The organism is Nocardioides marinisabuli (genome assembly GCF_013466785.1).
Lineage (GTDB): Bacteria > Actinomycetota > Actinomycetes > Propionibacteriales > Nocardioidaceae > Nocardioides > Nocardioides marinisabuli.
Map to the genome: position 1 here is coordinate 1,240,718 of NZ_CP059163.1, position 13,136 is coordinate 1,253,853.

Here is a 13,136-nt window from a genome sequence, read left to right on the forward strand (position 1 = left end):
CCCTCGACCCCGCCGTCGACGCCCGTGGGGCCGAGCAGGAAGCCGGCGCCGCGGGCGTCGCAGGCGAGCATCGCCTCGCCGCCGGGCCCGTTGGCGCTCGGCGGCTTGCGCAGGCAGTCGAGGGCCTCGAGGCGGCGCGCGAGGGCGGGGTCGAGCCCGTCGGGGCTGCGTCCCTGCGCCGCGAGCACCGGCCGGGCCTGGAAGGGCGCTGGCTCCCCCGCCGCGTCCTCCGACGGGCCGGCCGGGCTCGTCGGGGTGGGGGCCACGCCCTCACCGGGGCTGGGCTGGGAGGGCGAGGAGCCCTCGTCGGCGCAGCCGCCGACCACGACAGCCGTCAGCAGCAGGCCCACCAGACCCGTCAGCCCGGTCAGCCCCGTCGTACGCATGCTCCGAGACTACGCGCGAGCAGGGAGCCGCAGGCTCAGCCGACGGTCACCTTGACCTCGTTGGAGGCGGTCTCGGAGTCGTTGTCGACGACCCGGAAGCGGTTCACGCCCTGCGCACTGGTCTGCACGTAGGTCGCGAAGGTCTCGTTGCTGACCACGGCGGTGACCGGGAAGTCCTGCCAGCCGCCGCTGACGAACTTCTGCACCTGCAGCACCCGGCCCTCGCCGCCCGGGTAGACGCCGGTGAGGTCGATCTGGCCCATCGGGGCCACCTGGGTCTGCCCCGCAGACAGCGAGATCTGGCCCTCGGCGTCGTCGCTCTTCGACGGCTCCTGGGTCGGCTCCTGGCTCGCGCTGGACCCCTCGCCCGGCTCGGCGGCCAGCGTGAGCAGCGGCCCCGAGGGGCCCTCGGTCTGCGAGGGGCGCGGCAGGTAGAGGGAGGCGGCGTCGGTCGCGGTGCTGGCGCCGGAGGAGCCGTCGATGCCCAGCACCCGGGTCACGGCCAGGGCGCCACCTCCGAGCACCAGACCGACGGCCAGGCCGACGCCGACCAGCGCGAGCAGCCCCGTCAGGACGGGGCGGTCGTCGTGCAGGGCCACGGGGGTCTCCGTCGTCGTCTCGGCGAGCAGTCGCTGCTCATTGTCGCGGACAACGCGGCGCGGACCAAGCCGCGTCCCCGCGGGCAGCGGCTACAGGCCGCGCCTCCACACGATCTCCTCGTGCAGGTGCCGGCTGCGCCAGCCCTCGGCGGTGCGCACCAGCCGGTGGTGGTAGATCCCGCCGAGCTCCACGACCTTCTCGCCGCCGGCGCCGTCGCTCATCACCATCGGGTTGTGGAAGTACGCCGTCGTGGTCGCGGTGTCGCCCTCCAGGCGGGTCTCGACCTGGCCGAGCATGTGCATCCGGCGCAGGAAGAACGCCGGCAGCACCTCGGCCAGCCACGGCTTCACCTCGGCGTACCCGGCCGCGATGCCGCCGGAGGCGGTGTAGTCGATCTGGGCGTCGGGGGTGAAGACCGTGTCGAGCAGGTCCCACTCGCCGGTGTCGATGGCCCGGGTGTAGCGGGTCAGCACGTCTGCCGCCTCGAGCCGGTCGCTGATCTCTGGGAGGTCCACGGTCGGAACTCTGGCACAGAACTGAAACACGTTCTATATTTCGACAGGCTCAATAACCGAGGGAAGAGAGCAGATGCGTTTCACCTATGCCGAGGCGATGACCAGCATCGAGCACTACGCGCCGCTGGCCCAGGCCGCCGAGGCCGCCGGCTACACCTCGATGACGGTCGCGGACAGCCTCATCTACCCCGAGGTGTCGGACTCGACCTACCCCTACACCGACACCGGCGACCGGGAGTTCCTGCAGGGCAAGGACTTCGTCGAGACGATGGTGATGTGCGCGCACCTCTTCGCGCTGACCACCACGCTGCGCCTGACGCCGTTCGTGCTCAAGCTGCCGGTGCGCCCGCCGGTGCTGGTGGCCAAGCAGGCCTCCAGCCTGGCCGCGCTGTCGGGCGACCGGCTCGGTCTCGGGGTGGGCCTCTCGCCGTGGCCGGAGGACTTCACCGCCATGGGCGTGCCGTGGGAGCGGCGCGGCAGGCGGATGGACGAGTGCCTCGACATCGTGCGCGGGCTGACCTCGGGCGAGTTCTTCTCCTACGACGGCGAGTTCTTCTCGATCGAGTCGATGCAGCAGCGGCCCGCCCCCGGGCGCCCGGTCCCGCTGCTGGTCGGCGGGCACGCCGACGCCGCGCTGCGCCGCGCGGTGCGCAAGGGCGACGGCTGGATGCACGCCGGCGGCGACGGCGAGGAGCTCGACCGGCTGCTGGCCCGGCTCTCCGAGATCCGCCGCGAGGAGGGCGACACCCGCGACGACTTCGAGGTGCACGTGATCTCCTACGACGCCTACGACCCCGACGGCGTCAAGCGCCTCGAGGACAAGGGCGTCACCGACTGCATCGTCGGCTTCCGGGTGCCCTACATCAAGGGCCCCGACACCGAGCCGCTCGCGACCAAGGTCGAGCACCTCGAGCGGTACGCCGAGTCCGTCATCAGCCGGGTCGGCGCGTGAGCGGCCCGTCGCAGGAGCCGACCGAGGACCCCGGCTGGGACCTCACCGCACCGCTGCGCGAGGCGATCGCCGAGGGCGAGCACCTCGTCGCGACCGCCCCGTTCATCCGCACCGAGCAGGACCGCCTCGAGGGCTACGACTACCTCGCGGGCCGCATCCGGATGGCGATGCAGATGGCCTTCGACCACGACCTCGACCGGCCGCTGTTCATCAACGCCACCCACCAGTTCTCCCGCCAGGGCCTCGACAACCCCGATGCGGTCTACTTCAGCGCCTACCTGCGCGAGGGCGTCGAGTACGTCGTGCGCGGGCGGCGCGGCAGCTCGGCCGACCTCTCGTTCCAGGTGATGGGCGGGGCCTACACCGCCGACTCCGCCGCCACCTCGCTGATGGCCTTCGACGACCGCGAGCTCGACGTGGCCCCCGACGGCTCCTTCGACTTCACCTACACCGCCGAGCCGGGCGCCAGGACCCTCATCGTGCGCGAGGTCTTCAACGACTGGGACACCGAGGAGCGCGGCACCCTCACGATCGAGCGCACCGACACCCTGGGCCGCCCCGCCCGCGACCTGACCCGCGACCTGCTGGCCAAGCGGTACGACGTCGCCGCCCGCACCCTCACCGGCTCGATCCGCACCTGGTTCGCCTTCCCGCACTGGTTCCAGTACGCCGAGCCGGTCAACACCCTCACCGCGCCCCAGCAGACCCCCGGCGGGCTGGCCTCGCAGCGCTCCTCGATCGGGCACTACGCGCTCGCCGAGGACGAGGCGATGATCGTGACGGTGCCGCGCTGCGACGACTGCAGCTACCAGGCGATCCAGGTCGGCTCCGACTGGTACGCCTCCACCGACTACGAGACCCACCAGACCTCGCTGACCAAGGCCCAGGCGGTCACCGACCCCGACGGGCTGATGCGCTTCGTCATCAGCGAGCACCCGCCCAGCGGCGACGCCGAGGCGCCGTACCTGGCCAACTGGCTGGAGACCACCGGGCACCGCACCGGCTCGATGATGCTGCGCTGGCAGCGCCTCGAGCGCGACCTCGGCCCCGACGACGGCCCGCGCGTGCAGGTCGTCCCGCTGGCCGAGGTGCCCGCGCACCTGCCCCACCTCGCCCCGCTCACCCCGCAGCAGCACGCCGAGCGGATCACCGCCCGGCAGCGCCACGTCGCCCGGAGGATGATCTCGTGACCCCCACCACCGCCACCACCCACGACACCTCGGTCGAGGAGCGCTACGAGCCGCAGCCGCTGCTGCGCGGCAGGGTCGTGGTGCTCTCCGGCGTCGGCCCCGGGCTGGGTCGCGCGCTGGGCGAGGAGGCGGCCCGGATGGGCGCCGACCTCGTGCTGGTCAGCCGCACCGAGTCGCGGCTGGAGAAGATGGCCGCGGTCGTGCGCGAGCTCGGGTCGCGCGCGCTGGTGGTGCCGACCGACATCACCGACGAGGCCTCCCGCGCCGCGCTCGTGGAGCGGACCCTGGCGGAGTACGGTCGGGTCGACTGCCTCATCAACCACGCCTTCGCGATCCCCCCGATGGACCCGATCTCGACCATCCCGGTCGAGGAGCTGCGCCGCGCCAACGAGACCAACGTCTTCGCGCCGCTCTCGCTGACCGCCGCCTTCGCCGACGCGCTCGCCGCGGCGCCGGGGAAGCCGGGCGGGTCGGTCATCATGCTCAACTCCTGCGTGCGCTACTCCTCCCAGCCCGAGTACGCCGGCTACAAGCTCTCCAAGGGCGCGCTGGCGCACCTGGCCGAGTCGCTGGCCACCGAGCTCGGCCCGCGCGGCATCCGCGTCAACAGCGTCGCGCCGTCCTACATCTACGAGGACGTCAACAAGGCCTACTTCGACTGGATCGCCGCGGAGTCGGGGCGCACCCACGACGAGGTGTACGCCGAGAAGGCCGCCCCGACCGACCTGCAGCGGCTGGCCTCGCCGCAGGAGGTGGCCCGCGCGGCGCTTTTCCTGGCCACCGACCTGGCCTCGGCGGTGAGCGGGCAGACGCTCAACGTCGACTGCGGGGAGTTCCACTCGTGAGCGGTGCCAACGTGATGACCCGCGAGCGCGCCGACGTCGGGTCCTACGACGACATCGCCGCCGCCGCGGTGCGCACCACCGGCCTCGACGACTTCGGGGGCGACGCCCACGAGGAGGGCCTGCGGGTGCTCGTCGAGGACCTGAACAGCCCCGAGGCGGGGCTGACCGGGCGCGGCAACTACTTCCAGCGCTCCGAGGTCAAGAGCGCGCTCGTGGGCCGGCTGCTCACCCAGGCCCAGTTCACCGCGCTGCCCCAGCACGCCGACGTACCGCTGGAGCGGCCGGTCTTCGTGATGGGCCTGCCGCGCACCGGCACCACCGCGCTGCACCGGCTGCTGGTCTCCGACCCCGCCCACCAGGGCCTCGAGATGTGGCTGACCCAGTTCCCCCAGCCGCGCCCGCCGCGGGCGACGTGGGAGGCCGACCCGGTCTTCGCCGCGATGCAGGAGGCCTTCAGCGCCCACCACGTCGAGGACCCGGAGTACATGGGCATCCACTACATGGACGCCACGTCGGTGGAGGAGTGCTGGCGGCTGCTGCGCCAGACCGGCAAGTCGAACTCGTACGAGTCGCTGGCCAACCTGCCGCGCTACACCGACTGGCTGCGCGGCCAGGACTGGACCGACGCCTACGCGCGGCACCGCCAGAACCTGCAGCTGATCGGGATGAACGACCCCGAGAAGCGCTGGGTGCTGAAGAACCCCTCGCACATGACCGCCCTCGACGCGCTGATGAGCGTCTACCCCGACGCGCTGGTGGTCTACACGCACCGCGACCCGGTCACCTGCATCGCGTCGTCGTGCTCGCTGTCGGCGGCCACCACCGCCGGGCACTCCGACACCTTCGTCGGCGGCGTCGTCGGCCACACCCAGCTCGACCTGTGGTCGCGCGCCTTCCACGCCTTCCACGACGCCCGGCCCCGCTACGACCAGTCCCAGTTCGTCGACGTCGACTTCGCGGACCTCCAGGGCGACCCGCTCGGCACGGTGCGCGGCGTCTACGAGGCCTTCGGCATGACGCTCACGACCGAGGCCGAGGCGCGGGTGCGCGAGATCGACGCCGAGGCCCGCTCCGGCCACGCCCGCCCCAGCCACCAGTACTCGCTCAAGGACTACGGCCTCACCGAGACGAGGGTGCGCGACGCGTTCGCGCGCTGAGCCGTCACCGGCGGCGCCTCAGCCGAGCGGCTCGCCCTCGCAGCAGTTCGCCTTGAACTTGCAGTGCGGGCAGAACCAGCGGGTGGCGATCGGGTCGAACTCGTGCCCGCAGGCCATGCAGGAGTAGTAGCCGCTCATGGTGGCCCAGCCTGCCACGCGATCACCCCTCGTCGCGGGCGGCGCGCACCGCGCGCTCGGCGACGGCGTGCTCGTCGGTGCGGGCGTCGTAGGACCAGAAGTCGCGCAGCCACAGCGCGGTCGCGCCCACACCCGCGACGCAGGCGATGCCGCCGCTGGTGATCGAGCCGCGCACCGACCACAGGTCGGCGGTGACGCCCGCGCGCACCTGCCCGCCCAGCGGGCCCAGCGAGTAGGACAGCATCTCGATCCCGGCCAGGCGCCCGCGCATCCCCTCGGGGATGGTCTGGCTCCACACGATCCCGCGGAAGACCCCGGAGACCATGTCGGCGGCGCCGGCCAGCGCGAAGAAGACCGCCACCAGCCAAAAGCTCGGCATCAGCCCGGCCAGCGCGATGCACACGCCGTACGCCGCCGCGGCCAGCACGATCGCGCGGCCGTGGTGGTGGACCCGCCCGGTCCACCCCGACAACGCCGTGGCCACCAGCGCACCGACGGTCTCCGCGGAGTAGAGCAGCCCCAGCAGCTCGGGGGCCTCGAAGACGGTCTCGGCCAGCGCCGGGAAGAGCACCACCGGCATCGCCAGCAGCATCGCGGCGATGTCGACGAGGTAGGTGCCGAGCAGGTCGCGGCGGGCCAGGGCGTAGCGCGCGCCCTGCACGACGCCGGCCAGGCTCGGCGGGGTGGTCTCCTCGCGGTGCGGGTAGGAGCGCATCGCCAGGTACATCAGGGTGGCCACCCCCAGCCCGACGACGTCGACCACGAAGCACCAGCCCAGCCCGACGTACGCGATCAGCAGGCCGCCGAGGGCCGGGCCGACGAGGACCCCGATCTCCATGCCGAGGCTGGTCAGGGCCTGCGCCGCCGGGATCTCGTCGTGACGCACGGTGCGCGGCATCAGCGCCTCGCGGGAGGGCCGCTGCATCGAGGAGGTCGAGGCGAGCACGGCCGCGAGCACGAAGACCAGCCACAGGTGCGGGTCGGGGCCGAAGGCACCGAACGCGTTGGCGGCCAGCACCGCGGTGGCCACGGCCTGGGCCACGCCCGTGGCCACGAGCAGCCGCTTGCGGTCCACGTGGTCGGCCAGCGCGCCGCCGTACAGCGCGAAGACCACCAGGGGCACCAGCTCGACGAGGCCGATCGCGCCGACGGCGAGGTTGGAGCCGGTGACCCGGTAGACCTGGAACGGGATGGCGACGTAGGTGACCATCGCGCCGAGGTAGAAGACGGTGCCGGCCACGAAGAGCAGCCGGAAGTCGCGCGAGGTGCGCAGCGGGGTCAGGTCGATGCGCAGCGCGCGCAGCCGCTCACCCCAGGACATCGCCCACCACGACGGGCCACGCTGCCAGGAGCGTGACCCCGCCGCGAGTGGTTTTGCGCCGGGTCGGCGCGAGATCTGGGACGGGTCAGCGCGAGATGTGGGCCGGGTCGCGCCGGGAGACGCGGACCCGGGCGCCGTCGCGGGGCACCGAGGTGATGTTGCGGACCTTCGGGGCGTCGTCGACCGGGGTGGCGACGTCGTGGACGCGCAGCACCTCGCGGAGCACCGCGACGCCCTCCATCTGCGCGAAGCCGGCGCCGATGCAGCGGCGTACGCCGCCGCCGAAGGGGATCCAGGTGTTGGTCGGCGGGTTCTGCCCCAGGAAGCGCTCGGGACGGAAGGCGTCGGGGTCGGGGTGGTGCTCGGACTTCTGGTGGGTCACGATGATCGAGGGGCCGACGGTGACCCCGCGGGGCAGGTCGACGCCGCCGACGGTGGCGGGCCGCATCAGGGTGCGCACCACCATCGGGATGACCGGGTGCAGGCGCATCGACTCCTTCATCACCGCCTCCAGCCAGGCGTCGTCCTCGGCGCTGTCGCCGTCGGCGGCGGCCTGGGAGCGCCGCAGCAGCTCGGGGTCGCGGCCCAGCTCGTAGAGCGCCCAGGCCAAGGAGGTGGCCGTCGTCTCGTGCCCGGCCAGCAGCAGGGTGATCAGCTGGTCGCGCAGCTCGGTGTCGCTGAGCTCGTCGCCCTCCTCCACACCGTGCCGGATCAGCCGCGACAGCACGTCGCTGCGCTCGGCGAGGTCGGGGGCCGAGCGGCGCTCGCGGATCTCGGCGTAGATCAGCCGGTCGAGCTCGGCCTGGTTCTGCACGGTGCGCCGCCACGGCCCGAAGCGCTGCAGCCGCGGGTAGCCCCAGCCCAGCAGCACCGCGGGGCTGATGTCGACGGTGGCGTTCACCCGCGGGCGCATCGCGGCCAGCCTGGACTCGTCGGTGACACCGAAGACCACCCGCAGGATCACCTCGAGGGTCAGCACGTTCATCCGGTCCAGCGAGCGCAGCACGACGCCGTCGGGCCAGTGCGCCGCCTCGTCGGCGGCCAGGTCGGTCACCAGGAAGCGGTACTCGCGCAGCGCGGCGCCGTTGAAGGCCGGCATCAGCAGCTTGCGCGCCCGCTTGTGGTCGGCGCCGTCCTGCAGCAGCAGCGAGTGCTCGCCCATGATCGGGCCGAGGATGGCGTTGCCCTTGCCGGCGTGGAAGAACTCCGGGTCGGCGGCGAAGATCTCCTTGGTGTGCTCGGGGCGGGTGAAGAAGACCAGCGGCTGCGCGCGCGGCACCAGCCGCACGGTGAAGACGTCGCCGTAGGTGCGGTGCAGGTAGGGGTGCATCCAGTGCCGGAAGCGCAGCAGCGCCGCCGTCTGCACCAGGGCCGGCCACCGCGGGCCCGGCGGCAGCCCCTGCGGGGCCACCCGAGCAGCGCCGGCCTCGCCGACCGAGGCACCGCTCATCCGGCGGAACCGCTCCTCGGTGAGCTCCCCGGTCTCGGGGAGCGCGTCGAGCAGGGCGTTCTGAGAGGTGGCCATGTCACATACTAGGAGTACGTCACCCCGTCGTGTCGAGGGCCGGCGCCAGGTGCCGGGTCAGGAAGTGCACCTGGTGGGCCAGGGCGGGGGCGAAGAAGTCCTTGCCGGGCCAGACGTCGAAGTGGTCGCCGGGGTAGTGCCGGACCTCCGCCCGACCCTTGACCGCCGCCTTGGCCGCCGCCTGCGGCGGGGCGAGCCGGTCGAAGTCGGCGATCTGCACCAGCAGCGGGCAGGTGACCTCCTTGGCGCTCTTGATCGGGCGGTGGCTGCCGAGCTCGAGCGCCACGGCGGCGTCGACCTCGTTGCGCCACGACGGCCCGGCCAGTGCGAGGTAGTCCTCCTTGCAGCCGGGCAGGGTCAGGGCGCCCTGCTCACCGGGGTCGGCCACGACCGGCACCATCACCGGGCCGCGCCGCGAGGCCAGCGCGCGCGAGCGCACCCCGTCGACGGTCGAGCGGGCCAGCGTCAGCGGCGAGTGGTGGCGCAGCGCCAGCCGGCCGGCTGCGGCCCCGTCGACCAGCGGCGTCAGCGAGACCACCGCGGCGACGTCGTCGCGCCCGGCGGCGACGGCGAGCACGTGGCCGCCGGCCAGCGAGACGCCCCAGAGGACCAGGCGGCCCGCGTCGACGCCCGGGAGGGCGGCGGCCGCGGTCGCGGCGGCGCGGAAGTCCTCGAGCTGGCCGGCCACCGAGACCCGCTGGCGCACCGCCCCGCCCGAGCGCCCGAAGCCGCGGTAGTCGAAGGCGAGCACGTCGAGCCCCGCGGCAGCCAGGCCGTCGGCGAAGGGCAGCAGCCCCGAGTCGACGGTGCCGGCCAGGCCGTGGGCCATCACCACGACCGGCCGCCCGGCCGGTCCGGCCAGCTGGTCGTGCGCGGCCGGCACGTGGGTGGCCACGCACTCGTCGGAGCCCGACGCGAAGCGCACCTCGTGGTGGGTCGGGGCCGGGGCGGCCAGGGTCGTGTCAGCCAGGGTCGTGTCGGTCATGACGTCCTTCCGTAGATGGTGCGCAGCCACACGGCGACCACGCCCTCGACCAGCTCCTCGCGGCCCAGCGGGCCGCCGACGGCGCTGCGTTCCAGCATCCGGTCGTTGAGCTCGAGCAGCACCGTGGCCAGCGTCGTGGCGGCCACCCCGTCGGGCGCGCGGCCGGCCTCGCGCTCGGCGTCGATCATCGCCGCCACCACGGGCACGAACGACTCGCGGTCGGAGTCCCACATCTCGCGCACCGCGGCGCTGGAGGCGCGGGCCTCCAGGGTGGCGCGGCACAGGTGCTCGTTGCGGTCCCAGCTGGCGAAGAGCCCGCGGATGGTGCCCTCGATGCGCTCCTGCGGGGTGCCCTCGCCCGTCAGCAGGGCGGCGGCCGCGGCGGTGTCGTCGTACATCTGCTCCATCAGCGCCGCGACCGCGGCCGCCTTGTTCTCGAAGTAGAAGTAGAAGGCCGAGCGGGTCACCCCCGCGCGACGCGAGATCTCGGCGATGTTGACGGCCTCGAACGAGGAGTCCTGCAGCAGCGCGTCGAGGGCGTTGAGCAGCGCCGTGCGCCGCTGGTCGCCGCGCGGGGTGGCGGAGTCGAGGGTGTTCACCGGGCTCCTGCCAGCACGCCGCCGCCGAGCCGCTCGGCGCGCCGCATCCCGGCCGGGATCTCCTTGGCGCGCATGTCGTGCTCGTAGATGAAGTAGTCGAGCTGCTGGGTGTGGCGGGGCCGGTCGAGCACGTGGCCGGTGTACTTCTGCTGGTCGGCGTCGATCACCTGCTCCATGGTGTCGACGTCGGGCAGGCGGTAGCGGCCCACCGCGTAGGCCCCGAGCAGGCGCGCCTGGCACTCCACGAAGGGGAACAGCGTCGGGGTCGACTGGGCCAGGCCCATGAAGACCAGGTCGTCGCGACCGGGCAGGAACATCCGCTTGAAGAGCCGGATCCGGTTGTCGGGGGCGCTGACCACGTCGGGGTCGAAGAACGGGAAGGTGATGTTGTAGCCGGTGGCGTAGACGATGACGTCGAACTCCCCCGACGTGCCGTCCTCGAAGTGCACCGTCGAGCCGTCGAGGCGCGAGACGTTGGGCTTGGGCGTGACGTCGCCCGAGCCGAGCCGCAGCGGCAGCTCGACCGACTGGGTCGGGTGCGCCTCGAAGAACTTGTGGTTGGGCTTGGGCAGCCCGTAGAGCTCGGGGTTCGAGCCGGCCATGAACTGCATCTTCTGCAGCACCTTGCGCTGCCACTTCAGCGGCAGGTACGGCGTGGTCACGTAGTACTTGTCGGCCGGGAGCCCGCCGGTGTACTTCGGCACGATCCAGGCGCTCGAGCGGGTCGAGAGGGTGACCTCGTTCTGCAGGCTGCGGCTGGAGAGCTCGACGGTGATGTCGGCGGCACTGTTGCCCAGGCCCACCACCAGGATCCGCTTGCCGGTGAAGTCGAGCGGGTCGTGCGGGTCTATGTAGTGGTGCGAGTGGATCGAGGTGCCGGTGAACTCGCCGGGGAAGTCGGCCATCCGCGGGTCCCAGTGGTGGCCGTTGGCGACCACGAGCAGGTCGACGTGGCGCTCCTCGCCCGACTGCAGGCGCAGGTCCCAGCCGCCGCCGGGCGCGGGGTCGGCGTGCTCGACGCCGTTGCGGAACTCGATCGGGTCCAGCAGCCCGAAGGCCTCGGCGTAGGAGTCGAGGTACGCCTTGACCTGGGTGTGGTGCGGGAAGTCGGGGTAGTGCTCGGGCATCGGGAAGTCCTTGAAGGACAGCCGGTGCTTGGAGGTGTCGATGTGCAGCGAGCGGTAGGCGCTGCTGTGCCCGTTGGGGTTGCCGAAGGCCCAGTTGCCGCCGATCCGGTCGGAGCTCTCGTAGCAGGTGTAGGGCACCCCGTAGTCGGTGAGCATCTTGCCGGCGGTCAGCCCGCTGATGCCGGCGCCGATGACGGCGGTGGTCGGCAGGGTCGGAGCGGGCACGGGGCCTCCTGGGGCGTGGGCGGACGTCGGTGTGACGTGGGACACGCTAGGGCGCGATTTGACACGCGTCAACTGACTGTCCGCGCCTGCTGCGGCCGTACGCTTCGTCGGTGCCCACCTCCCCGCGCCGTCGCGCGCGCCCGGCCCCCACCCTCGCTGCTCTCGCCCTCGCCGCGACGCTGCTGCCCGGCGCACCGGCCTCGGCCCGGCCCGCGGGCGAGACGCTCTTCCCGTCCCAGGGCAACAGCGGCTACCAGGTCCGCGTCTACGACGTCGCGATGGACTACCAGCCGCTGACCAACCGGGCCCGGACCCGGGTGCTGGTGCGCGCCAGCGCCAAGCGGACCCTCGACTCCTTCCACCTCGACTTCTCGGGCCCGCGCGTCACCGAGGTGCTCGTCGACGGGGTCGCGGCACAGCACCGGCGTACGGGCGCGCACGAGCTGGTCGTCACCCCCGCCGAGCCGGTGCGCCGCGGGCGGTTCACGGTGTCGGTGTCGTGGCAGGGCGAGCCGCCCGAGCACACCGACGCCGACGGCTCCACCGAGGGCTGGGTGCGCACCTCGGACGGTGCGGTGGCGCTGGGCGAGCCGGTCGGTGCGATGACCTGGCTGCCCTCCAACAACACCCCCGGCGACAAGGCCCGGTTCCGCTACGCGATCACGGTGCCGACCGGCTACGAGGTCGCGGCCAACGGCGACCTGGTGGGCCGCGACGAGACCGCCACCTCGACCACCTGGCGCTGGGACGCGCGCGACCCGATGGCCACCTACCTGGCGATGGTCGCGATCGGGCAGTTCGACGTACACGAGTCGGCGACGACGTCGGTCGACGGCCGCACCATCCCGATCTGGTCGTTCACTGACCCCACCACCGGCGACGCAGCCGACGCACGCGAGGCCCTGCCCGGGATCCTCGCGTTCAACGAGGAGCTCTTCGGGCCCTACCCCTTCACCTCCGCCGGCCTCGTGGTCGACGACGCGAGGGTCGGCTACGCCCTCGAGACCCAGACCCGCGCCTTCTACCCGCCGGGCGCCGCGACCACCTCCACGGTCGTGCACGAGGTCGCCCACCAGTGGGTCGGCAACGCCGTCACCCTCACCGACTGGCACGACATCTGGCTGGCCGAGGGCTTCGCGACGTACGCCGAGTGGCTCTACGCCGCCGAGCACGGCGGGCCGCGCCCGGGCCAGCGCTTCAAGGCGCTCTACGCCCGCCCGGCCTCCGACGACCTCTGGAGCCCCGCGCCCACCCGCTTCACCGACAGCTCCCAGCTCTTCGGCGCGCCGGTCTACACCCGGGGCGCGATGACCCTGCACGCGCTGCGCCAGCGGGTCGGCGACGCCGACTTCTTCGCGATCCTGCGCGCCTGGGTGCGCCGCCACCACGACGCCAACGTGACCACCCGCGACCTGCTGCGCCTCTCCGAGCGGGTCTCGGGCGAGGAGCTGGACGGGCTGTTCCGCGAGTGGCTGGTGCGCGACGGGAAGCCGCGGGGCTACTGACCCGGACCGGCAAGTTGGAAAGTGTGGAGTCCTGGATGAACCAGGTTGATCCAGGACTCCACACTT

The 13,136-nt window shown here is 72.8% G+C and carries 13 protein-coding genes; 5 read left to right on the forward strand and 8 right to left on the reverse strand.

Going from position 1 to position 13,136, the window contains the following annotated elements:
- Positions 1-421 precede the first annotated feature (421 nt).
- Together H0S66_RS06010 and H0S66_RS06015 are read right to left on the reverse strand one after the other, a co-directional pair.
- Positions 422-985 carry a hypothetical protein gene (locus H0S66_RS06010; RefSeq protein WP_179614581.1) on the reverse strand — a complete coding sequence of 188 codons (564 nt, stop codon included), beginning with the start codon at positions 983-985 and terminating at the stop codon, positions 422-424.
- Between the two features lie 90 nt (positions 986-1,075).
- The gene (locus H0S66_RS06015; protein WP_179614582.1) at positions 1,076-1,501 is read right to left on the reverse strand and encodes a nuclear transport factor 2 family protein; all 426 of its coding nucleotides are present in this window, start codon (positions 1,499-1,501) and stop codon (positions 1,076-1,078) included.
- A 73-nt stretch (positions 1,502-1,574) separates the two neighbouring features.
- Here H0S66_RS06015 and H0S66_RS06020 point away from each other — a divergent pair, with 73 nt between their 5' ends.
- The 4 genes from H0S66_RS06020 to H0S66_RS06035 are packed head-to-tail and all read left to right on the forward strand — an operon-like array spanning position 1,575 to position 5,645.
- Complete coding sequence (locus H0S66_RS06020) at positions 1,575-2,453, forward strand: TIGR03619 family F420-dependent LLM class oxidoreductase (RefSeq protein WP_179614583.1); 879 nt, start codon at positions 1,575-1,577, stop codon at positions 2,451-2,453.
- Entirely contained in the window at positions 2,450-3,643 is a 1,194-nt protein-coding gene (locus tag H0S66_RS06025; RefSeq protein WP_179614584.1) for a hypothetical protein, read from the forward strand. Before H0S66_RS06020 ends, H0S66_RS06025 begins: the two co-directional genes overlap by 4 nt.
- Entirely contained in the window at positions 3,640-4,488 is an 849-nt protein-coding gene (locus tag H0S66_RS06030) for an SDR family oxidoreductase (protein ID WP_219633624.1), read from the forward strand. The genes H0S66_RS06025 and H0S66_RS06030 overlap by 4 nt, the downstream gene beginning before the upstream one ends.
- Positions 4,485-5,645, forward strand: coding sequence for a sulfotransferase family protein (locus H0S66_RS06035; protein WP_258017118.1), 1,161 nt, complete (start codon positions 4,485-4,487; stop codon positions 5,643-5,645). The genes H0S66_RS06030 and H0S66_RS06035 overlap by 4 nt, the downstream gene beginning before the upstream one ends.
- A gap of 18 nt (positions 5,646-5,663) precedes the next feature.
- Here H0S66_RS06035 and H0S66_RS06040 read toward each other — a convergent pair whose 3' ends face one another.
- The 6 genes from H0S66_RS06040 to H0S66_RS06065 all read right to left on the reverse strand — a co-directional run bounded on the left by H0S66_RS06040 (position 5,664) and on the right by H0S66_RS06065 (position 11,565).
- The gene (locus H0S66_RS06040; RefSeq protein ID WP_179614585.1) at positions 5,664-5,801 is read right to left on the reverse strand and encodes a hypothetical protein; all 138 of its coding nucleotides are present in this window, start codon (positions 5,799-5,801) and stop codon (positions 5,664-5,666) included.
- Between the two features lie 4 nt (positions 5,802-5,805).
- Positions 5,806-7,104: an MFS transporter gene (locus tag H0S66_RS06045; RefSeq protein ID WP_179614586.1), complete on the reverse strand. Its 1,299-nt coding sequence runs from the start codon at positions 7,102-7,104 to the stop codon at positions 5,806-5,808.
- Positions 7,105-7,189: 85 nt separating this feature from the next.
- Positions 7,190-8,629: a cytochrome P450 gene (locus H0S66_RS06050; protein ID WP_218876237.1), complete on the reverse strand. Its 1,440-nt coding sequence runs from the start codon at positions 8,627-8,629 to the stop codon at positions 7,190-7,192.
- Positions 8,630-8,648: 19 nt separating this feature from the next.
- Complete coding sequence (locus tag H0S66_RS06055) at positions 8,649-9,614, reverse strand: alpha/beta hydrolase (RefSeq protein ID WP_179614587.1); 966 nt, start codon at positions 9,612-9,614, stop codon at positions 8,649-8,651.
- Positions 9,611-10,213 (reverse strand): TetR/AcrR family transcriptional regulator, encoded by a 603-nt coding sequence (locus H0S66_RS06060; protein ID WP_179614588.1) that lies wholly within the window; start codon positions 10,211-10,213, stop codon positions 9,611-9,613. The genes H0S66_RS06055 and H0S66_RS06060 overlap by 4 nt, the downstream gene beginning before the upstream one ends.
- Positions 10,210-11,565, reverse strand: a complete 1,356-nt coding sequence (locus H0S66_RS06065; protein WP_218876238.1) for a flavin-containing monooxygenase — start codon at positions 11,563-11,565, stop codon at positions 10,210-10,212. The genes H0S66_RS06060 and H0S66_RS06065 overlap by 4 nt, the downstream gene beginning before the upstream one ends.
- Before the next feature lie 110 nt (positions 11,566-11,675).
- Between H0S66_RS06065 and H0S66_RS06070 the strand changes: the two genes are divergently transcribed.
- Positions 11,676-13,070: a M1 family metallopeptidase gene (locus tag H0S66_RS06070; RefSeq protein WP_179614589.1), complete on the forward strand. Its 1,395-nt coding sequence runs from the start codon at positions 11,676-11,678 to the stop codon at positions 13,068-13,070.
- Positions 13,071-13,136: the final 66 nt, after the last annotated feature.